This is a genomic window from Flexivirga sp. B27 (assembly GCF_052905685.1).
This window is the reverse complement of record NZ_JBPYUM010000002.1, coordinates 186265-207874: the sequence shown is the minus strand read 5'-3', so window position 1 is coordinate 207874 and position 21610 is coordinate 186265. Positions and strand designations below refer to the sequence as shown.

Annotated in this window: 17 protein-coding genes and 1 riboswitch; of the genes, 9 read left to right on the top strand and 8 right to left on the bottom strand. The window is 68.6% G+C overall.

Annotated features, from left to right (window positions below; all coding sequences use genetic code 11):
• Nucleotides 1–10: 10 nt before the first annotated feature.
• Nucleotides 11–1291 carry an MFS transporter gene (locus ACSZL9_RS09810; RefSeq protein ID WP_446665308.1) on the bottom strand — a complete coding sequence of 427 codons (1281 nt, stop codon included), beginning with the start codon at nucleotides 1289–1291 and terminating at the stop codon, nucleotides 11–13.
• Nucleotides 1292–1599: 308 nt separating this feature from the next.
• Here ACSZL9_RS09810 and ACSZL9_RS09805 point away from each other — a divergent pair, with 308 nt between their 5' ends.
• Complete coding sequence (locus ACSZL9_RS09805; RefSeq protein ID WP_446665307.1) at nucleotides 1600–2409, top strand: MBL fold metallo-hydrolase; 810 nt, start codon at nucleotides 1600–1602, stop codon at nucleotides 2407–2409.
• A 3-nt stretch (nucleotides 2410–2412) separates the two neighbouring features.
• On the opposite strand, the gene ACSZL9_RS09800 is transcribed toward ACSZL9_RS09805, so the two are convergent.
• The gene (locus tag ACSZL9_RS09800; RefSeq protein ID WP_446665306.1) at nucleotides 2413–3723 is read right to left on the bottom strand and encodes an MFS transporter; all 1311 of its coding nucleotides are present in this window, start codon (nucleotides 3721–3723) and stop codon (nucleotides 2413–2415) included.
• Nucleotides 3724–3829: 106 nt separating this feature from the next.
• Here ACSZL9_RS09800 and ACSZL9_RS09795 point away from each other — a divergent pair, with 106 nt between their 5' ends.
• Both ACSZL9_RS09795 and metE read left to right on the top strand, forming a co-directional pair.
• Complete coding sequence (locus tag ACSZL9_RS09795; protein WP_446665305.1) at nucleotides 3830–4486, top strand: ArsR/SmtB family transcription factor; 657 nt, start codon at nucleotides 3830–3832, stop codon at nucleotides 4484–4486.
• A riboswitch (cobalamin riboswitch) is annotated at nucleotides 4485–4693 on the top strand. It overlaps the preceding gene by 2 nt.
• 52 nt (nucleotides 4694–4745) lie before the next feature.
• Nucleotides 4746–7025 carry a 5-methyltetrahydropteroyltriglutamate--homocysteine S-methyltransferase gene (metE, locus tag ACSZL9_RS09790; RefSeq protein WP_446665304.1) on the top strand — a complete coding sequence of 760 codons (2280 nt, stop codon included), beginning with the start codon at nucleotides 4746–4748 and terminating at the stop codon, nucleotides 7023–7025.
• On the opposite strand, the gene ACSZL9_RS09785 is transcribed toward metE, so the two are convergent.
• The 4 genes from ACSZL9_RS09785 to ACSZL9_RS09770 form a co-directional block, all read right to left on the bottom strand.
• A complete protein-coding gene (locus tag ACSZL9_RS09785) occupies nucleotides 7022–8425 on the bottom strand; it encodes a YihY/virulence factor BrkB family protein (RefSeq protein WP_446665303.1) in 1404 nt (467 codons plus the stop codon). The two genes, metE and ACSZL9_RS09785, sit on opposite strands and share 4 nt — an antisense overlap.
• 59 nt (nucleotides 8426–8484) lie before the next feature.
• A complete protein-coding gene (locus ACSZL9_RS09780; RefSeq protein ID WP_446665302.1) occupies nucleotides 8485–9156 on the bottom strand; it encodes a tyrosine-protein phosphatase in 672 nt (223 codons plus the stop codon).
• A gap of 103 nt (nucleotides 9157–9259) precedes the next feature.
• Nucleotides 9260–10912 (bottom strand): acyl-CoA carboxylase subunit beta, encoded by a 1653-nt coding sequence (locus ACSZL9_RS09775; protein WP_446665301.1) that lies wholly within the window; start codon nucleotides 10910–10912, stop codon nucleotides 9260–9262.
• Complete coding sequence (locus ACSZL9_RS09770; protein WP_446665300.1) at nucleotides 10909–12090, bottom strand: acyl-CoA dehydrogenase family protein; 1182 nt, start codon at nucleotides 12088–12090, stop codon at nucleotides 10909–10911. The genes ACSZL9_RS09775 and ACSZL9_RS09770 overlap by 4 nt, the downstream gene beginning before the upstream one ends.
• An 81-nt stretch (nucleotides 12091–12171) precedes the next feature.
• Here ACSZL9_RS09770 and ACSZL9_RS09765 point away from each other — a divergent pair, with 81 nt between their 5' ends.
• The 5 genes from ACSZL9_RS09765 (at nucleotide 12172) to ACSZL9_RS09745 (ending at nucleotide 17483) form a co-directional block, all read left to right on the top strand.
• Nucleotides 12172–12585, top strand: a complete 414-nt coding sequence (locus ACSZL9_RS09765; RefSeq protein WP_446665299.1) for a MerR family transcriptional regulator — start codon at nucleotides 12172–12174, stop codon at nucleotides 12583–12585.
• A 176-nt stretch (nucleotides 12586–12761) separates the two neighbouring features.
• Complete coding sequence (locus ACSZL9_RS09760; protein WP_446665298.1) at nucleotides 12762–13742, top strand: cutinase family protein; 981 nt, start codon at nucleotides 12762–12764, stop codon at nucleotides 13740–13742.
• Nucleotides 13743–13772: 30 nt separating this feature from the next.
• A complete protein-coding gene (locus tag ACSZL9_RS09755; protein WP_446665297.1) occupies nucleotides 13773–14663 on the top strand; it encodes an AAA family ATPase in 891 nt (296 codons plus the stop codon).
• Nucleotides 14647–16194 carry a VWA domain-containing protein gene (locus ACSZL9_RS09750; protein ID WP_446665296.1) on the top strand — a complete coding sequence of 516 codons (1548 nt, stop codon included), beginning with the start codon at nucleotides 14647–14649 and terminating at the stop codon, nucleotides 16192–16194. Before ACSZL9_RS09755 ends, ACSZL9_RS09750 begins: the two co-directional genes overlap by 17 nt.
• A 38-nt stretch (nucleotides 16195–16232) precedes the next feature.
• Nucleotides 16233–17483 (top strand): hypothetical protein, encoded by a 1251-nt coding sequence (locus tag ACSZL9_RS09745; protein ID WP_446665295.1) that lies wholly within the window; start codon nucleotides 16233–16235, stop codon nucleotides 17481–17483.
• A 45-nt stretch (nucleotides 17484–17528) separates the two neighbouring features.
• On the opposite strand, the gene ACSZL9_RS09740 is transcribed toward ACSZL9_RS09745, so the two are convergent.
• A complete protein-coding gene (locus ACSZL9_RS09740) occupies nucleotides 17529–18770 on the bottom strand; it encodes a protein kinase domain-containing protein (RefSeq protein ID WP_446665294.1) in 1242 nt (413 codons plus the stop codon).
• A 28-nt stretch (nucleotides 18771–18798) separates the two neighbouring features.
• Nucleotides 18799–19635, bottom strand: coding sequence for an aldo/keto reductase (locus ACSZL9_RS09735; protein ID WP_446665789.1), 837 nt, complete (start codon nucleotides 19633–19635; stop codon nucleotides 18799–18801).
• 194 nt (nucleotides 19636–19829) lie between these two features.
• On the opposite strand from ACSZL9_RS09735, the gene ACSZL9_RS09730 reads away from it, so the two are divergent.
• Nucleotides 19830–21605 (top strand): acetyl/propionyl/methylcrotonyl-CoA carboxylase subunit alpha, encoded by a 1776-nt coding sequence (locus ACSZL9_RS09730; RefSeq protein WP_446665293.1) that lies wholly within the window; start codon nucleotides 19830–19832, stop codon nucleotides 21603–21605.
• The last annotated feature ends 5 nt before the right edge of the window (nucleotides 21606–21610 follow it).

Sequence of the window (21610 nt, the reverse complement as noted above, 5' to 3'; positions counted from 1 at the left end):
CGCCCGGTCGTCAGGCCGTTTCGACGGAGTCCTCGACGGCCGACATACGCATCAGGCGGGGGAAGGGCAGCACGAGCACGCCCGACACCACGAGCAGCACCGCGAAGGTGACCATCGCGGTCTCACCCCCGGCGGCACCGATCAGGAAACCCATCGTCGCGGGCGCGAGCGCCGTCAGCACTAGCGACAGCACGTTGTCGGCGCTCATCACCCGGCCGAGCCGGTCCTCGGGCGTGCGTGAGGTCAGCACCGACACGACGGCGGCGTTGCACGGCGCGAGCAGGAAGGTCCCGCACGCCATCAGCGCCATGAGCACGAGCGGGGCGTGGGCGAACGCCATACCGGTGAAAGCGACGGCGCCGATCAGCGGCGTCAGCAACATCAGCACGCCGACGCTCAGGTGCTCCAGGATGCGTGCGGACAGCAGTGACGCGATGAGCATCGACACCGCCATCGCGCTCGACACCGCACCGATCCAGGCGGGCGCGGTGCCGCGCTGCTGCATGGTGATCGTCACCGACACCACGAGGCCGGTGCCGGCGAAGTTGAGCAGCGTCGAGAGCAGGGTGATGGTGCGCAGCAGCTCGTGGCCGAAGAGGAACGACAGCCCGGTGCGGATCGACGGCCACAGCGCTTCGCGGTCATCGCGTGCCTTGCCCGGCATCGGCGTGCGCACGCGGAAGGCACACACGATGGCGACCGCGTAGCTGATCGCGTCCGCGACCATCGGCAGGCCACGGGTGATGCCGAAGAGGAAGCCACCGAGGGGTGGCCCGGCAAGTCCGGCAGCGGCCGAGCGCACCTGGTTGTTGACCGCTGCTCGAGGGATGTCGTCCTTGCGCACCACGTTGCGCACGGCGACCTGCTCGGCCGGTCCGTAGAAACTGTTGGCAACACCTCCGCACGCAGCCGCGAGCATGAGGTGCGGGACGGTGATGTGGTCGGCGAAGGCCGCCAGCGCCACGGACAGGTAGGCGACACCGCCGAGTGCGGCGGCAGTGATCATCGTCCGGCGACGGTCCCAGCGATCGACGAGCGCTCCGGCGGGTATGCCGATGACGACCAGCGCCATCGTGGCTGTGCCGGCCACCAGACCGACGGCGAACGGGCTGCCGGTGGCTGCGAGCGTGATCAGCGGGAACGCGATGCTGCTCATCCGGCTGCCGAGACTCGACACCGCTCCGCCGAAGATCAACCTGGCGTAGTCGCGGTTGTGTCGCAGCGGTGGCAACGCGGCTCGCTCCGCGTCGTCGGCTCCCACCGTCGCGCGCCCCCTTTCGTCCACTGTCACGCTTCACCACCCTGCCATCCCGGATCCCGCGGTGGTGCCACCGAAAGGTAAGGGTTTGGTCAGGTCGCGACGTCAGTCGCAAGTCGTTCGCAGAGTCGGGCGATCACGAGTTCCTTCCCCTAGGTCGGAGACTAACGTCCTGCTCGGAGACAGCTCTGCACGGTCATCTTGTCGCCGCCCCGAACACGCCCGGAACCAGATTTCCGCCAGTGAGGAGCCGGAAGGGTGGCCCGGCGTGGGGAGCCGGAGGACGCCGGGTCGGTCGGTTGGTTGACCTCGAGCTCGCTTGAGGCAGCAGGATGGTGGACATGATCACGTGTGCCACCTGTGCGGTGGAGTATGACGATGCGGCCGAGGGTCGGGACTGCCCGATCTGCGCCGACGAGCGGCAGTACCTCCCCGAGGGCGGCCAGATCTGGACCAGCCTGAAGCAGCTCGCTGCGGACGGGCACCGCGTCGAGGTGCTCGACCTCCGCCCCGGCCTGACCGGGCTGCGGACCGACGTCGGCATCGGACAGACCGCGCTCCTGGTGCAGACGCCGGACGGCAACCTGCTCTGGGACCCACCGGGTTTCATCGACGACGAAGCGGTCGCGGCCGTGGCCGGCCGTGGTGGCATCCGGTGGATCGCGGCGAGTCATCCGCACATGTTCGGCGTGCAGCTCGAGTGGTCGGCGGCCTTCGACGACGCGCCGGTCCACGTCAATGCCGCGGACGCAGAGTGGCTCGGACGTCGCGGCCCGGCGATCAGCGAGTGGGACGACGAGCTGCAGCTGACTGAAGGGCTGACCCTGCACCGGATCGGCGGCCACTTCCCGGGAAGTGCGGTCGCGCACTGGGAGCATGGCGCCGATGGCCGCGGCACGCTGCTCAGTGGCGACACCATCATGTCCAACCCGGACCATCGCTCGGTGAGCTTCATGCGAAGCTACCCCAACCGGATCCCGTTGTCCGGCAACGTTGTCCAGCGGATCGCTGCACGCGTGAAGCCACTGGCCTTCGATGAGCTGTGGAACAACTTCGGTGTCGCCGTGGCGTCGGATGCAGCAGCTGCGGTGCAGCGCTCTGCACAGCGGCACATCGGGTGGGTGCGAGGTGACTTCGACCAGCTGACCTGATGGTCAGGCGATGGCCGGGTCGGTGGCACCGGGTTTCGGACCCACCGGCTCAACGTCAGCGAGCAGCGGCATCCGGCGAAGCGGTCCGACCAGCACGATCAGCGAGGCCACGACAAGCAGCAGCGCTCCGAGGCAGACCATCGCGGGCTCGCCGCCCCACCACTCCACGAGCAAGCCACCCACGGCAGGTGCCAGCGGCGACATGGCCAGGACACAGGTCATCAGCGCGCTTTGGACCCTGCCCTGCATCGTCTCCGGCGTGATCAGCATGACGTAGGTCATGAAACCGGCGTTGAGGGCAGGAGTGAGCAGGAACCCGACGACCAGCAGCGCGAGCACCACCGGATAGCTGTGCACGAAGGCGCAGGTCACCAGGCAGGCGCCGAGCAGGACAGCGCCACCCATCAGGACGCGACCGGCCGCCACCTTCTTGAGGATCGCCCCTGCGGCAACCGCGCCCGCGATCGTCGCGACCGCGATCGCCGTCTCGGCCAGCCCGATGCCCGCCGGACGGACGCCGCGCTGCTGCAGGACGACGATCAGCACCAACATGAAGCCGCTCCCCGCGAAGTTGATCAGGGTCGCTATCACCATCACCGGGCGGAGCACCTCATGGCGCCATACGAACCTCAGGCCGGATCGCATTGCCTGCAACGGGGGCTCGTGCGTGTCGCCCTCCGGCGGCGGCGCCGGCAACGGCGTGCGGACCAGCAGCGCCGCGGCCGCTGAGATGAGGTATGACGCGACGTCGGCCAGCACGGGCAGCGACCGGGAGATCGAGAAGAGCAGCCCGCCCAGGGGCGGGCCGACCAGGCCGGTGACACCCTGTCGCCCCTGCATCGCAGACATCGCGGTGCTCAGATCCTCAGTCGGCACAACGGTTTTCGTCGCCAGTGTGTCCGCAGGGGTGAAGAATGCCTCCGCTGCGCCGACCACCACGCCGGCGATCACCAGCTGGGTGATCGTCAGCGCATCGGCGGCATACGCCAGCACGACGGTCGCGTAGGTGGCAGCCGCCGCCAGGGCCGACCAGACCATCGTCGCCCGCCGGTTCCAGCGGTCGACGAAGGCTCCGGCGGGCACCCCGGCAACGACCAACCCGGCGACCACGGCTCCCCCGACGAGCCCCGCGAGCGCCGCATTGCCGGTCAGCCACAGTGCAAGCAGCGGGAACGCCAAACCGCTCATCCGGGAGCCGATCCCGTTGAGCGTGTTGCCGACCATCAGCAGCTCGAAGTCGCGATTGCGCCACAGCGCCGGACGCTTCACGTCCGTCGGCGTTTGCTCAGGCCTGGTCTCCCCGGGTGTTGTCATGACGGACAGCCTGCACCCGTCGTGAATATTACGCAAGATTATTTGCGCATTTATTTTTGCGCATGTCCCTTTGCGAACCACTCGCCCCGTCCGGCACAGTGGTGTCGTGAGCACGCAGGACGACCGAGGCGACCCCAAACGCATCGCAGACCCTCGCGCCCTGAAGGCACTGGCGCACCCGATGCGGATGCGCCTGATCAGCGAGCTCGCCACGCGCGGTTCATGTCGCGCCGTCGATCTCGCCAAAGCCCTTGGCGAACCTGCCAATTCGGTGAGTTTCCACCTACGTCAACTGGCCCGTTACGGACTTGTCGTCGAGGACACCGAACGCGGCACGGACGGCCGCGAGCGGTGGTGGCGGACCCCGTCCGCCCAGGGGTTCATCGTGAATCTCGACGAATTACGGAAGCTACCGGGCGGACCGCAAGCGGTAGGCGTCTTCGAGCAAGTGACGGAGGGCTCGGCGCACGCCCTGGTGTCATTGGCGTTCAGCCGGATCGACGCGCCGGACGACAGCGCGCGTAGTTGGGTGAACGACTTCGGCCTGCACCTGAGCCGTGAGGAGGTCGACGAATTCCTCGAGGAGCAGTGGCAATTCATGATGCGGTGGATGGACCGCTCTCGGCACCTCTCGCAATCCGGCGATGACGTCGAGCGCCATACCTACTACACGATGATGTTCGGCGCTCCGGTCGACGAGGTGCTCACGTCGGAGGAGTCCGAGCCTCGAACCTCCCCGAAGGAGGCGGCCGACCGCGAGTAGGCTCGTTCATGCGACAGGTTCGAACCGCCCTGCACCCCAGGGCAGTTCGTCGTAAGAGGGAACCCGGTGCGACTCCGGGACTGCCCCGCAGCGGTATGTGAGAACGACCTCCGTCATACGCACTGGCCAACCGGTCGGGAAGCGACGGACAGTAGGCGCCCAGGCGTGCTCACGAGTCCGAAGACCTGCCGGTCGCCCGAGCCCGGACCCGGGTTCGGCCGATCGATGACCTCTCGGGCGGGTCACGGAGGAGTTCGACATGACCAACAGCACCACCGCCACTGTCCTCGGCTGGCCGCGGCAAGGACCGAAGCGCGTGTTGAAGCGGGCCATCGAGGCCTACTGGGCCGGGCGATCCAGCGCGGACCAACTGCACGAGGTCGCAGCCGGCCTACGCGCTGACGCGTGGAAACAGCTGTCCGACAACGGCATCCGCGAAGTCCCCACGGGCGACTTCTCCTACTACGACCACGTGCTCGACACGGCGATCATGGTCGGTGCCGTCCCGCAGCGCTACCGCGACGCAGCCACGGGCGAGCTGGACATCTACTTCGCCATGGCCCGGGGCAACGACCAGGTCGCGCCGCTGGAGATGACCAAGTGGTTCGACACCAACTACCACTACCTGGTGCCGGAACTCTCCCCCACTACGACCTTCACCGCCGACGCCTCGCGGCAGATCGAGCACTTCAACGAGGCAACAGCTGCCGGCCACACCGCACGCCCGGTGCTCGTCGGACCGCTCACCTTCCTGTTGTTGGCCAAACCCGCTGCCGACGCGCCCGCCGACTTCGACCGGCTGTCGCTGCTCGAGCCACTGCTGGAGGTGTATGTCGAGATCCTGGCCCAGCTGCGCGAAGCCGGTGCCGAGTGGGTGCAGCTCGACGAGCCGGCGCTCGTGCTCGACCAGCCGGCCGCCGTGTTGGACGCTGCCCGCGCGGCGCTGCAGCGGCTCGGCTCGGCCACCGACCGCCCGAAACTGTTGATCGCCAGCTATTTTGCGGCATTGCAGGACGCCTTCGAAGTCCTCGCCGACGCGCCCGTCGACGGCGTCGCGATCGACTGCACCGTCGCCGACAACGTCACCGCGATCCTGGAGCACGGCCTCGCCGGCAAGCGCCTGGTCGCGGGAGTGATCGACGGCCGCAACGTCTGGGCTGCCGACCTCGACGAGCGCCTCGCCACGCTGCGCCGACTGGCCGCCCGGGTCGACGACCTCGTCGTCGGGAGCTCCTGCTCCCTGCTACACGTCCCGCTCGACGCGTCCAAGGAGACCGCCGTCGACGACGAGGTGCGCAGCTGGCTCGCCTTCGCTCGGGAGAAGGTGCTCGAACTCCACACGCTGGCAACGGCATTGGACGACGAAGCTGCTGCGACACCCGCACTGGAGCGCGCACGTGACGCGATCGCCTCGCGACGCAACTCGGCACGCACCCACGACGCCGCCGTCCGCGCAGGGATGGCCGGAGTCACCGAAGCCGACGCCCACCGCGCGGCGGCTTTCGAGCAGCGGCGTCCGCAGCAGCACGAAGCGCTCGGCCTGCCCGTGCTGCCGACGACCACCATCGGGTCGTTCCCGCAGACCGACGCCGTGCGCAAGGCGCGGGCCGCACTGCGCAAGGGCGAGATCGACCGGGCGGCATACGAGTCGGCGATGCAGGGCGAGATCGCCGCGGTGATCGAGCTGCAGGAGGAGCTCGGCCTGGACGTCCTGGTGCACGGCGAGCCCGAGCGCAACGACATGGTGCAGTATTTCGCCGAGCAGCTCGACGGCTACCTGGCGACCAGCCACGGCTGGGTGCAGTCCTACGGCACCCGCTGCGTCCGGCCGCCGATCATCTTCGGCGACGTCTCCCGCCCGGAGCCGATGACCGTGCGGTGGTGGCAATACGCCCAGTCACTGACGCAGCGACCCGTCAAGGGGATGCTGACCGGCCCGGTCACCATGCTCGCGTGGTCCTTCGTGCGTGATGACCAGCCCCTGGGCGACACGGCCCAGCAGGTCGCGCTCGCGCTGCGCGACGAGGTGTCGGACCTCGAGGCTGCCGGGTGTCGCGTCATCCAGGTCGATGAGCCCGCGCTGCGCGAAACGCTGCCGCTGCGGAGCGCCGATCGTCCGGCATACCTGGACTGGGCGACCGAATCCTTCCGGCTGGCAACGAGTTCCGTCGCCGACACCACGCAGGTGCACACTCACATGTGCTACGCCGATTTCGGCGACATCTTCGCCGCGATCGACGATCTCGACGCCGACGTGATCAGCCTCGAGGCGACCCGATCGGGTATGTCGCTGGCGGACGACCTGCAGCAGTCCGGCTACGCCAAGGGTGTCGGCCCGGGCGTCTATGACATCCACTCCCCGCGGGTGCCGTCCAGCGACGAGATTCGCGCGTTGCTGGAGAAGGCGGTGCACGCGTTGGACATCCGGCAGGTGTGGGTCAATCCGGACTGCGGTCTGAAGACCCGCAACACCGACGAGGTCCGCTCCGCCCTGACGAACCTCGTCGCCGCGGCGACCGCCGTGCGAGCGTCGAGCTAGCTCCCCGTCGACCACGGGCCGCGGATCACCGGCGCGGTGTCCGCGTCGTCCTCGGCCTCCGGGTCGGAGCGGCGGGTGACCAGCGGAATGGTCCGCTCGTCGTCGGATCCGCGGCCCGGGTGCGGGGTCGGCAACCGGTGTGCCTCCTGTGCCGCTTCGGCGGCGCGGGTGGGCAGCGGCTCGGTCGCGATCGGCAGGTTCGGACGTGCATCGGGAGTGGGTGCACCACGTGTGCTCGGTACGCCGGCCGTGCTGGGTGCAGCTTCGGTGTCGGGCGCGGCTTCGGACGCTGCGGGTGCCGGGCGTTCGTCGAGAGGTGCCGTGGCGTCGCCGAAGTCGAGCGGCAACGGCACCTCCTCGTGGTCGCGGCCATCGTCACCCTCCGACGCAGCCGCCGGGTCGACCTCGGCAGCGGACTCCGAATCCGGCGAGGGATCGGGTGGCGGTTTGTTGAAGCCGATGTCGATCTGCTGGAAGCCCTTCAGCCGGGTCGCGCGAGCGAGCCCGCTGTAGGCACGGACGTCGGCGTCGGTCAGCTGGACGTTGTCGGTGAACGGTGTCAACAACGCGCGCGGCCACAGGTGCAGGACCCAGACGGCGTTGATCTCCATGCTGATGACGATGATGATGCCCGCCACGAAGAGGAAGAGCATCAGGCCGAGAACGACCGACAGCGTGCCGTTCATGGCCTTGTTGCGCTGCACCACGTGCTCGACGTAGATGCCTCCGAAGCGCTGCAGCACTTGCCACATGAACGCCGCGAAGAGAGCACCCGGCCAGATGTCACGCCAGCGCAAGGACCTGCTGGTCCCCACGTGATAGGCGACCATCAGGGCCAGCACGTCGATGCCGAGCGTCCCCAGCTTGACCCCGAGCGAGGCCAGGCCCTCCAGGTGCACCAGCCGCGGCATGACGGTGCCGAGGCCGATCGTCGCGAGCAACGAGGTGCCGAGCAGCGCAATGAGCCCGAGGGACTTGCCGCGGGCAGCGAACGGGTTGGGGCGGGAGTTGCGCGGCACCTGCCACACGCTGTTGGCGATGTATTGGAACGCCTGCGCACTGCCCAACGCACCGTAGAGCGCGACGAGTGTGCTCACCGTGATCGAGACCCAACTGCCGGACAAGGCATTTGGGGAGGCGATCTGGTCGCTGATGATCGGCAGCTCGTTCAGCGCCGACTTGATGAGGTCCTGCTGCAGCCCCGGGTCGCCGTCGAGGACGACACCGAGAATGGTGGTGCCCAGGATCAGCAGCGGGAAGAGCGAGACGAACGCATAGAAGGCCAACAGCGCCGACAGGTAGCTGCCCATGTCGTCGAAGAACTTGTACGCGACGGCGACGGGGTAACCCAGCGGCGGGAATTTCCGCTGGGCTCTGTCGATCGTCGTGTGCGCTGACACCCCTCCACGGTATCCGCACGGCCCGGAAACGACGGAATCCCGCGGAGTGGCGTGGCGTGCTAACTCACTGCGCCGTCGATCAACCACTCATGGAGGCGCTGCAGGTCCTCGCGGGTGAAACCTCCGGCGGTCAACAGCCCGGCCGCGCCGCCATACGTCCGGTCGAGTTCGGTGAGTGCCCCAGTCATCAGCTCCGTGGCCGACCGTCGGCCGTCGACGTCGGGATGGGACGCGGCATAGTCCTCGATGACCGCGTCGCGGTCCACGCCGACGGCGAGCAGCGCGATCGCGACGACGAGACCGGTGCGATCCGTGCCCGCATAACAGTGCACGATCACCCCGTCGCCACTGTTGTCCATCGCCACTCGCACGGCTGCCGCGAGTTGCCCGCTACGGTCGCGAATGATGCTGCGGTAGATGTCCGCCATGGTGTCGGTCACCGTGTCAGTCACCGGGGACTCCTGCTCGTCGTCGAGGATCGGGCACCCGATGACCCGGACACCCTCCCAGACGCGATCCGGCCAGCCGCTGCGCTCGGCATCGGTCCGCAGGTCCACGACGGCCCGCACGCCCAGATCGGTGACAGTTCGCTGACCGGTCTCGGTGATCGCCTGCAGACTGCCGGAGCGAAAGAGGCGTCCCGCCCGCACCACACCGTTGCCGGCAGGAAGACCTTCCGTGCTGCGGAAATTGGCCACGCCGTCGACCACCGTCGGTGAGTTCGAACCCATTTGTCGCACTCTAGTGAAGTGAGTCAGAAATAAGGCTGGTGCGAATGTGGGCGAAGTTGCTGGTCAGGCGCGGAGCGACTGTCAAGCAACTTGCACACACGCACTAGACCGGCGGTATGGCGCGGCGGCGCTCGCTGAAGCTGCGGTCGCGCCGGGCGGCATACGACAACCGGCGCAGCAGGTCCGCCCGCAGGTCCGAGGCCTCGACGACCGTGTCGATGACCAGGTCGGACGCAAGGCGTTCCAGGTCGACGTCCTCCAGGTATTCGTCGCGGCGAGCCTGCACGAACTCGGCGCGCTCGGTGTCGTCCTCGATGGCGGCGATCTTGCCGGCATACACCGCGTTGACCGCAGCCTCCGGACCCATGACCGCGATGCGCGCCGTCGGCAGCGCGATCGTCGCGTCCGGGCCGAAGCCGGGACCACACATCGCGTAGAGACCGGCGCCATACGCCTTGCGGACCACGACGCAGAACTGCGGGACGGTCGCCTCGGACACCGCCGACACCATCTTCGCGCCGTGCCGGATGATGCCGCCGCGCTCGACCTCCGAGCCGATCATGAAGCCCGGCACGTCGGCCAGGTAGATCAGCGGGATCGAGTAGGCATCACACATCCAGATGAAGCGCGTCGCCTTGTCGGCGCTGTCGGTGAAGAGCACACCGCCCTTGGCCGCGGAGTTGTTGGCGACGAAACCGACTGTCCTGCCGTCCATTCGGCCGAAGCCGACGACCAGCTCGGGCGCGAAGAGCGGCTTGATCTCGAAGAACGAGTCGTCGTCGACGAGCCCGTCGATCACCTCGTGTATGTCGAACGGCTGGCTCTCGATCTCCGGCACGGTCGTGTCGGTCAGCGCGACCTCCGGCTCCTCCGCGATGTATGTCGGAGGCTCGTCACGCCAGGTCGACGGCAGGTAGGAGAAGAAGAGCTTGGCCAGCTCGATCGCCTCGGGGTCGTCCTCGGCCAGCAGGTCACCCACGCCGGAGACGGTGCAGTGCATGCGCGCACCGCCCATCTCCTCCAGCGAAACCTTTTCTCCGACAACCATTTCCGCCATACGCGGGCTGCCGAGATACATGGACGCATTGCCCTCGACCATGATCAGCACGTCGGTGAAGCTCGGGATGTAGGCGCCACCGGCGGCCGACGGCCCGAAGAGGCAGCAGATCTGCGGGACCTTGCCGGACAGCGCCACCTGGTTGTGGAAGATCCGACCCGCTCCGCGGCGGCCCGGGAAGAGCTGCACCTGATCGGTGATCCGCGCACCCGCGGAGTCGACGAACCAGAAGATCGGCAGCTCCTCGCGCAGCGCGGATTCGGTTGCCCGCACGATCTTTTCGACGGTCCGCGCACCCCAGGACCCGGCCTTGACCGTCGGGTCGTTGGCGACGACGATCGCCGGTCGCCCGTCCACCGTGCCGCGACCGGTGACCACACCGTCCGCCGGCAGGTTGCCGGCCACCGAGTTGGCATAACGGCCGTCCTCGATGAAGGAGCCCTCGTCGAAGAGCAGTGCGATCCGGTCCCGGACGTAGAGCTTGTTCTGCGAGTCCAGTTTGGCCCGCGCCTTGTCCGACAGCGTCTGCGACGCCTCGCGCGCTGCAGCCAGTCGCTCGCGGACGTCGGCGACCCGTGGGTCGCCGCCCAAGGTGGTCGAGTAGGGCGAGCCGCTGGGCGAGCCCGTATCGAGACCATCAGGGTCTCGATACGCTCCCCCGCTTCGCTCCTCCGCTACTCGACCAGCTTCGTTGCTCATGCCGGCAAGCCTAGGCCGCGGGCGATCAGCAACCGCTGCACCTCGGAGGTGCCTTCGCCGATCTCCAGGATCTTGGCGTCGCGGTAGAACCGCGCCACCGGGTATTCCTCCATGAACCCGTTGCCGCCGAAAATCTGCGTGGCGATGCGGGTGGCGGTGACGGCGGACTCGGTCGAGTAGAGCTTGGCGATCGACGCGGCCTGCTTGACCTCGGCCACCGAGCGGCGGCCGGCCTCCATCTCGTCCTTCAGCCAGGCGGCCTTGTAGGTCAGCAGGCGGGACGCCTCGACCATCACAGCCAGGTCGGACAGCTGGAACGACACACCTTGGTTGACGGCGATCGGCTTGCCGAAAGCCGTTCGGGTCTTTGCGTATTCGGTGGCCGCCTCCAGGCAAGCCTGCGACAGCCCGACCGCGAGCGCGGAGATCGCGATGCGGCCGTCGTCGAGCGTCTTGAGGAACTGGCGATAGCCCTGACCGCGCTCCCCCAGCAGGTTGCCCTCGGGCACGACGCAGCCGGCGAACGTCAGTCCGTGGGTGTCGGAGATGTTCCAGCCGAGTTTGTTGTATGCCGGCTCCGCCGTGAAGCCGGGCGTGCCGGCCGGCACCATGATCGCGCTGATCTCGGGACGGCCCTTGTCGTCAGTACCGGTGCGCGCGGTGACGGTGACGACCGAGGTGATGTCGGTGCCCGAGTTGGTGATGAACGCCTTCGCACCGTTGATGGTCCACTGACCGTCGGCGAGCGTCGCCTTGGTGCGAGTAGCGCCGGCATCGGACCCGGCGTCCGGCTCGGTCAGCCCGAAACCGGCCAGCGCCCGTCCGGCCACCAGATCGGGCAGGAAGTGCTGCTTCTGCTCGTCGGAGCCGTAGGTCAGGATCGGGTTGATTCCCAAGCCCATCCCGGCCGACAGCGTGATGCCGATCGACTGGTCGACCCGACCCAGCTCCTCGATCGCCAGGCACAGGTAGGTGAAGCCGCCCTCGTCCAGGCCGGCCCCGCCATACTCCTCCGGCACCACCAGGCCGAAGAGACCGAGCTCGCCCATCTTCGGGATCAGGTCGGTCGGGAAGTGGTGGTCCAGGTCCCATTGCGCGACGTGCGGAGCGACCTCCTTCTCCGCGAAGTCGCGCACCACCTGCCGGAACTCCTCGTGTTCCTCGGTCAACTCGAACATGCTGCGAGCGGGTCCTTCCGGTCGTCGGTCGCCAAGCCACGCTGCTTGACGTTGACGTAAACGTAAAGCATGCTTGCCGCCATGACAACCTCGGAGCCTGCGGCCGATCGCGCCACCACGTGGACGATCGCCGAGCTCGCCGCCGAATACGAGGTCACCCACCGGACCATCCGGCATTACGAGGAGCTCGGCCTCATCTCCCCCGAGCGCCGCGGCACCGTCCGCGTCTTCCACCGTCGAGACCGCACCCGCCTCGCGCTCATCCTGCGCGGACGCCGAATCGGCTTCCCGTTGGACGAGATTCGCACGATCATCGACATGTATGACGAGACGCCGGGCGAGGCTGGACAGCTGACCTATCTGCTGGAGCAGATCGCTGCACGTCGTGCCGACCTCGAGCAACGCCGCGCAGACATCGAGCAGACCCTGCAGGAGCTCGGCCAGGTCGAGGACCGCTGCCGCGCCGACCTGGCGGCTCTCCGCACATCGAGGTAGTGCAACATTCAGTCTTTGGTCAATAGTTTACGAACTCTTGCACTGAAAGCTGTTTTCTTACCGACGAGTCACTTCTAGCGTGCAGGTGCACCCAGCGACAGTCGGGGTGGATCCTCCGGAGTCGCGTCACCACCCGAGCCGTCGACTCGGCCGACCCCCACAAGGAGCCACACCCCGTGCACCTGTCAAAGAAGACGATTTCTCGCAAGGTCGTGACCACCGCCGCCAGCGCCGCGCTGCTGACCACCGGCATGGGCCTCGCCGCCGTCCAGTCGGCACCGTCCGCGCACGCTGCCGGCTGCAGCAACAAGATCTTCCTGGTCGACGGCTATAACAGCGGCATGTCCGCCAAGAGCTTCGGCGGCAAGGCCCTGACCAACGTCACCTCCGCCCCGGGCTGGGATCGCGAGATCTTCTTCTACGAGAACGGCATCATCCCGGTCGTCGACCCTCTGACTCTCAACGAGACCGTCTCCAAGGCAGTGCCCAGCCTCGAGCACAAGGCCGTCGCCTACCACCAGGCCTGCCCCAACGCGAAGATCGCCTTCATGGGCTACTCGTTCGGCGCCCTGGTCGCCGGCAACGTCGTGGAGTCGTTGGCCCACAAGAACGTCATCCCGCACGACCAGATGAACGCCGTCCTGTATGGCGACCCGCGCCGCGCGCCGCACGCCAAGGGCGTCGAGGGCATGGCCGGCGGTGTGCTGACGATGCTGCCCAACCTGCCCACGGCCGACGCACCGGGACCGCGCGACTTCAAGGACGTCGACGTGAGCGAGGTCTGCAACCAGAACGACGTCATCTGCAATGCGGCCAACCCGTTCACCAATGCGATGGCCGTCGGCAACGAGATCCAGGGATACCTGTCCGGTGATCACGGCTACGGGAAGTTCGACCCGTTCGGTGCCGACTCCCACCCGGGCGACCACTGGCACGCGCAGCAGCCCCGGACCAACTACGGCCCGCCGCTGCCCCTCCCGATCCCGACACCCAACGCGCTGCTCAACAACAATCCGGCGTGGAACGCCGCGGTGAAGGCGATCGGCGACGCCATCGACAACGCGACCCTGGCCCAGCTGCTCAAGCAGTTCGGCATCCCGGCCCAGCTGTCCGATGTCGCCATGGGACTGGTGCAGGAGGCCGGCGTCGAGTCCTGACCGGTCACGCTGCGGCGTTACGTTGGGGTCGTGACCAGCGACGACAACGCACCGCCCTTCGACTCCGTCGACGAGGTGTCCCGCGCCCTGCAGGGCGCGGGATACCTTGCGTCCGAGGAGATTTCGACCACGGCCTACCTCGCGGCGGCACTCGGCCGGCCGATCCTGGTGGAGGGCCCGGCCGGTGTCGGCAAGACCGCACTGGCGTCGGCCCTGTCACGGGCGCTGGACCGGCAACTGGTCCGACTGCAGTGCTACGAAGGCGTCGACGAGGCACGCGCGCTCTACGAGTGGAACCACGCCAAGCAGCTGCTCCGGATCACCGCTGAACAGGGCACCGACTGGGACGACCTGCGCACCGACATCTTCGGCGAGGAGTTCCTGCTGGCCCGACCGCTGCTGACCGCCGTGCGCAGCGAGGAACCTGTCGTGCTGCTCGTCGACGAGGTCGACAAGGCCGACGAGGAGATGGAGGGCCTGCTGCTGGAGCTGCTCTCGGAGTTCCAGGTCACCATCCCCGAGCTCGGCACGCTGCGCGCGAAGCACCGCCCGCTGGTGGTGCTGACCTCCAACGCCACCCGCGAGCTGTCCGAGGCGCTGCGGCGGCGATGCCTGTTCCTGCACATCGACTACCCGTCGGCGGACCTCGAGCAGCGCATCGTACGGTCACACGTGCCGGAGCTGCCCGAGGCGCTGGCCGTCTCCATGGTCCGGATCGTCGGCTCGCTGCGTGCGCTCGAGCTGCGCAAGGCCCCGTCCGTCGCCGAGACCGTGGACTGGGCCGGCACCCTGCTGCGCCTGGGCGCCAGTGAACTCGACCCGGCGATCGTGCGGCGCAGCCTCGGCGTGATCCTCAAGCACAACAGTGACATCGAGATCGCCCTACGCAGCCTGGACCTCGATCGTGACCTCGCCGGCTGAGTCCGCGGGCCGGGCGGCTGCCAAGTCCACTCCTCTTGCGAGTCCCCTCGCGAGCCGCTTCACCCGGCTCGGCGCCGCCATGCGCGGCCACGGCATACGTGTGGGTCCGAGTGAGGTGACCGACGCGGCGCGCGTGGCTGCCACCCTCGGCTTCGACCACCGCGAGCGCCTGCGCGCAGGTATGGCGGCGGCGATGGTCCGCCAGGCCGAGGACCGCTCCACCTTCGACCACCTCTTCGACATCTTCTTCCCGGCGGCGACCGGACGGCGCACCGCGAGCGGCGACCACATCGGCGACGAAACCGGGGATGCTGACCTGATCGACCAGCTGTCCCGGGCGCTGGCCACCGGCGACGACGCCGAGCTGGAACGGATCGCGGCCGCAGCGGTCGACCTGCTCGGGTCGATCGACGAAGACAACCCGGATCGCGGCTGGAGCAGCGCCCGGACTCTCGAGGCGCTCGCGCCGCAGCGCGCGATCGCCAGCGCGCATCAACAGCTCCGAGCCACTCAGGAGGGCGCCGGCGGCGAGGGCAACGCCCTCGGCGCCGGCTCCGGTATGACGCCCGCAGCCCCATCACCCGACAGCTCGGCAGGAAACCCCGACACCTCGTGGGCGACCAACCCCTGGGACCGGCCATCGGACCGCCCGGAGCAACTCACCGACCGCGTCGACCGTGACGAGCTGCGCCGCAGGGTCGACGACTTCCGCGGCAAGGTGCAGACCGAGTCCCGTCGCCGCAACGCCGAGCTGCGTGATCGGGACCGGCTCGCCCAACTCGCCGTGCCGACCTCGCTGCGACGTCGCGACTTCATCAGCTCGGGCGAGAAGCAGCTGCACGAGTTACGGCGCGAGATCGACCCGCTCGCGCGCAAGCTCGCGGCCCGGATGACCGCCCGCGAGCGCGCCGGGCGCGGGGCCATCGACGTACGCCGCACGCTGCGGGCCTCCCTGTCGACCGGTGGTGTGCCGATCGCGCCGGCATACCACCGGCGAGCGCCGCACCGCCCCGACCTGGTCCTCTTCGCCGACCTTTCCGGGTCCGTCGGTGGCTTCTCGACCTTCACCATGCTGCTGATGCAGGCGCTGCACCAGCACTTCCGCCGGGTGCGTGTCTTCGGCTTCATCAGCAGCACCGCCGAGATCACCGACGTCGTCCACAACCTGCCGCCGGGCCGGTCGCTGACCAGTTGGGCGCTCGGCACGTCCGAGCTGATCCGCCGCGGACCCAGCTCCAACTACGGCTGGGCGCTGCGAACCTTCACTCGTGGTCACCTGGACGCGATCACCACCCGGTCGACCGTGCTCGTGCTCGGCGACGCCCGCAACAACTTCGCCGACCCGAACACCACCGACCTCACCCGGATCCGGGACCGGGCGCGCTACATCGCGTGGCTCAACCCCGAGCCGCGCAAGCTGTGGAGCCAGGGCGACTCCGAGGTGCGTCGCTACCGCGAGATCGTGCCGATGCACGAGTGCCGCAACCTGGAGCAACTGCGGCATTTCGTCGCCGAGATGATGCCTACCTGACGATCGGCCGAAGCCGTTTCGGCATACTTGCAGCCACCATGCGTTTTCGAGCTCTTGCCGCTGCCCTCGGTGCCGCCGTCCTTCTCGGGTCCGGCGTGCCCGCGTCTGCCGAGACCCAGCCGAGCACCACACCGCCCTCGATCAAGCTCAGCACCGCGCGTGGCGACGCTCCGCAGCTGCAGCCCGGCCTGCACCAGACCACCGCCCCGACGGGCCAGACCGAGCACTACGCAGCGATCACCCGCCCCAAGGAAGGCAGTGTGACGGTCGCGATCTTCGGGTCGGTGAACGCCGAGATCACCACCAAGGACGGCGAGAGCGACTGCTCCAGTGATGTCAGCCTGAACAACGACGTCACCGGCTACACGTTCGTCTATGTCGACCCGCCGAACTCCGAGCGGCAGTCCTACCAGCCGGACAAATGCGCCTACGCGACCGACCTGCTGCTGGTGTTGAAGGGCAGCGACGACTCGGACTCCTCGTCCAGCTCGTCCTCCGAGCCCGCCAAGGGCCCGCTGCAGATCGCGGTCACGGTCGAACCCAAGCTGGAGAAGGTCGGGTCGCCCTCGCCGAAGGACCAGCAGAAGGACATCACGGCGCCCAGCAAGTCCACCGACGGTCAGACCACCCTCAGCGACAAGCTCATCGAGCCAACCACGCTGGCACCCGGCAGCTACGCGGTTGACCTCAAACCGGGCAAGCTGGCCGTCGCTCGCGTCCGGGTCGGCTGGGGCCAGCGGCTGGCCGCGTCGGTCGACGCGCCCCGCAACGGCAGCAATTTCGCCCCGCCGCAGTCTCTCGATCTGGCTGTCGTCGCCTTCAGCCCGCAATGGGCGCCCGTGGACGGCAGCGACTCGACCTACCTCTACAAGGAGGAGTCGACCGAGAAGAAGGCCACCATCTCGACGGCACCGGTCAACCCGGGCAACCGGCAGGCGTCCTACGACGACGCCGGTGACGTCGGCAGCAACGACCTGACCTGGACCACCGTCGCCGGCTGGTACTACCTCGTCGTGCGGGTCAGCCCGTCCGAGGAGGGCGAGAAGGTCACCACCGACAAGCTGCCCGCACGCGTCAACATCGCGGTCGAGGGTTCCGCCTCGGACGGTCCCGCCTACGTCGCCGCGGACGGCTCGGCGCAGGCTGCCCCTCCGGCGAACGAGATGAGCCAGGGCGGGGAAACCGGCTCCGGCTCCAGCACCGGCACGATCCTGCGCGTCGTGGGGTCCGTGCTGGTGATCGCCGTCGCCGCGGGTGTCGTGACGTTGCTGCTGCGCCGCCGCGCCTGAGCGCGCTACCCCCGCGTCGCGCCTGACGCGTGCCCTAACAGCAGGTCAGCCCACCTTTTGCCAGGTGTAGCCGCCGTCAGCATCGGCGACGCAGCGGAGCGTGTGGTTGCCGTTGCTGTCGTTCTCCAGCGTGCCGGCGTCCTGCCACTGACAGGTGCCGCCCTCGGCCGCCTTTCCGGGCGTCAGCTCGCCCTGGCTGCTCCCCTGCGGCAACCAGATGCCCAGCAGCGCTGCCACCGCCACTACGGGCACCAGCACCATGCCCAGGCGGCGACCGCCGGGCGCGCGCTGTCCGGCGGGGCGAGCAGCAGTCGAGGACTTCGGCCGTGCCGCTCGCTGGGTGCGTGTCGCCTCCTGCGCGTGCAGGTGCTGGGTGGACTGCTGCGGGGACGCCTGCGTCGCCGTCCCGGTCCCCGGCGAACCCGCCTGGGTCACCGACGCGTCCGTGACCGGAGTCGTGACCACCTCGGGCACCCGCGACGGGACGACGATCTGCTGCTGCTCCACCCAGGCCAGCTCCGGGGTCTCCAGGGCGTCGGCCGCGGCGGCTGCCGACGGCGGGCGGGACTGCGGGTCGGGGTCGGCCAGGTCGGTCACGACCCGCCACAGTCGATCGGGTATGCCGTCCGGGCGCGGTGGCACCTGATCGCGGCTGCGCCGGACCTCGTCCGGCTTGTGCCCGGTGAGCAGTTGGAAGGCGACGATGCCCGCGGCATACAGGTCGAATCCCGGTGCCGGGTCGGCGCCGGCGAGCTGCTCGGGCGCCAGGTAGCCGCGGGTGCCGAGCACCACCGAGGTGGTCGTCATCCGGGGCGAGTCGGTCGGCACGGCGATGCCGAAGTCGGTGAGCATCAGGTGCGGGCGCTGTGCCCCGGTCGCGGCGAGCAGCAGGTTGGCCGGTTTCACGTCACGGTGTATGACGCCCGCGGTGTGCACCGCGTCCAGGGCACGCATCAGCTGGCGGAGCAGCTCGGCGACAAACCGCGGCGGCAGCACGTGGTAATCACGCTGCAGGTCGCTGACGGCGCCGCCGTCGACCATCTGCATGGTGAACAGCACCCGGTCGTCCTCGCCGGCCCAGCCGAGCGGGGTGACGACGTTGGGATGGTGGATGCGCACGCCCTGCTCGCGCATGAAGCGCAGCAGCGCACCGGCATCGGACTGCCGCAGCACCTTCGCCGCGAGGACACGGTCCTGTTTGCGGTCGTGGACCTGCCACACCGAGCCCATACCGCCCTCGCCGATGATGTCGATCAGCTCGTAGCGACCTGCGAATATCTCACCCACGGGTCAGCAGGATGCCAGAGTTGTCCGCTCAGTCGAACTTCGCGGGGTGCGGACCGGTGCGCAGGTCCTTGTTCAGGGCCTCGATCGCGGCGAGGTCATCGGCGGTCAGCTCGAAGCCGAAGACGTCGAAGTTCTCGGCGATGCGCGACGGGGTGACCGACTTCGGGATGACGACGTTGCCGATCTGCAGGTGCCAGCGGATGATCACCTGCGCCGGGGTTCGGCCCAGTCGTTGGGCAATGCGGCCGATGACCGGATCGGTCAGCACGTCGCCGCCGGACGCCAGCGGACTCCACGCCTGCGTCACGATGCCGTTGTCGGCGTGGAAGGCGCGCAGTTGCGCCTGCTGGAAGTGCGGGTGCAACTCGATCTGGTTGATCGCCGGGAACTCCCCCAGCTCGTCCTTGAGCCGTTGCAACTCCTCGACGGAGAAGTTGCACACGCCCGCGGCGCGGATCCGGCCGTCCTCGCGCAGCCGCAGCAACGCGCGGAACGTGTCGACATAGTTGTCCTTGGACGCCACCGGCCAATGGATCAGGTAGAGGTCGACAGGCCGGCCGAGCCGCTTCTGCGAAGCGTCGAACGCGCGCAGCGTCGCGTCATAGCCCTGGTCCCTGTTCCAGACCTTGGTGGTCAGGAAGACCTCGTCGGCGCTCAGGTCGGACTGGGCGAGCGCGGTGCCCACGCCGGCCTCGTTGCCGTAGATCTTGGCCGTGTCGATGTGCCGGTAGCCGACCCGCAGCGCCTCCGCGACAGCCGGTGTGACCTCGTCGTTCGGCACCTGCCACACGCCGAAACCCAGCTGCGGGATGGGCACTTGCACTCCCTGCCCGCAGAGGGCGACGGTGGGCAGGTGGGTGGGCACGGTCTGCTCGCTCTGATCACTCACGCGGCCAATAACACACCCTCGCCGCAACGTATGCCGACTCGGGGCTCCGGTCTCACGACCCGAACCCGGCACCCCCCGAAGTTTCTCCTCCGCTCCGCTCCTCCGAATACTTCGCGGGGACCCCGCCCCGAAGACGTGAGCCGCATCACTCGCCCGTTAAAGTCGGCCGCATGCCAGCTCTGCAGAAGGTCCTGATCGCCAACCGTGGTGAGATCGCCGTGCGTGTCGCTCGAGCCTGTGCCGACGCGGGTCTCGCGTCGGTGGCCGTCTACGCCGATCCGGACCGTGACGCGTTGCACGTCCGGGTGGCCGACGAGGCCTATTCGCTGGGCGGCTCCACCCCGGGTGACTCCTACCTCGACCAGGGCAAGCTGCTGGACGTCGCGCAGCGCAGCGGCGCCGACGCCGTGCACCCCGGCTACGGATTCCTTTCCGAGAACGCCGAATTTGCGCAAGCGGTGCTGGATGCCGGGCTGACCTGGGTCGGCCCTCCCCCGGCCGCGATCGACTCGCTGGGCGACAAGGTCAAGGCGCGACACATCGCGACGGAGGCGGGCGCACCGCTCGTCCCGGGCACCAAGGAACCGGTGGGCGGCAGCGACGAGGTGATCGCCTTCGCTCGCGAGCACGGGCTGCCGGTCGCGATCAAGGCGGCGTACGGCGGAGGCGGTCGCGGGCTGAAGGTCGCCCGCACCATGGAGGAGATCCCGGAGCTGTTCGACTCCGCCGTCCGGGAGGCCGTCACGGCGTTCGGTCGCGGCGAGTGCTTCGTCGAGCGCTTCCTCGACAAGCCCCGACATGTCGAAACCCAGTGTCTCGCAGACACTTCCGGCAATGTCGTGGTCATCTCCACCCGCGACTGCTCGCTGCAGCGTCGCAATCAGAAGCTGGTCGAGGAGGCGCCTGCGCCATACCTCTCGGAGGCGCAGCACGCCGAGCTGGTGCGCGCTTCGAAGGCGATCCTGTCCGCTGCCGGTTACGTGGGAGCCGGGACCTGCGAGTTCCTCGTCGGCCAGGATGGCACGATCAGCTTCCTGGAGGTCAACACCCGACTGCAGGTCGAGCACCCCGTCTCCGAGGAGGTCACCGGCATCGACCTGGTCCGCGAGCAGTTCCGCATCGCCGCCGGCGAGTCGCTCGGGTATGCCGACCCGGCACCCCACGCCCACTCCATCGAGTTTCGGATCAACGGCGAGGACGCCGGCCGCGGCTTCTTGCCCGCGCCCGGGGCCGTCGAAACCTTCACTGCCCCAAGCGGTCCCGGCGTGCGCGTCGATTCCGGCGTCGTCTCCGGTGACGTCATCGGTGGCGCCTTCGACTCGATGCTCGCCAAGCTGATCGTCACCGGCCGCACCCGCAAGGAGGCGCTCGAGCGGTCCCGCCGCGCGCTGGCCGAGATGGTCGTCGACGGGATGCCGACGGTGCTGCCCTTCCATCGAGCCGTCGTGTCGGACCCGGCGTTCGCGACCGACGACGAGACGCCCTTCGCCATACACACCAGGTGGATCGAGACCGAGTTCGACAACACCATCGAGCCGTATGCCGGGGCGCCCGACACCGGCGCGGAGGTCGCACCACGGCAGAGCCTCGTGGTCGAGATCGACGGTCGCCGCCACCAACTCACCCTGCCCGGTGATCTGCAGCTCGGCGGTGGTGGCAGCGCAACCGGGCAGCCTCGGCGGCGCGCCCCGAAACGCTCGCGCGGCGGCTCGTCGAGTGCCGCGGTGTCCGGCGACGCGCTCACCGCGCCGATGCAGGGCACGATCGTGAAAATCGTTGTCGCCGAAGGCGATCAGGTCGCGGCCGGTGACACCGTCGTGGTCCTCGAAGCGATGAAGATGGAGCAGCCCATCGCGGCGCATCGATCAGGGACCGTCGCGTCGATCGGCGCATCGGTGGGCGATATGGTGCCGGCCGGTGCGGTGCTCGCGACGATCACGGACTGACCGGC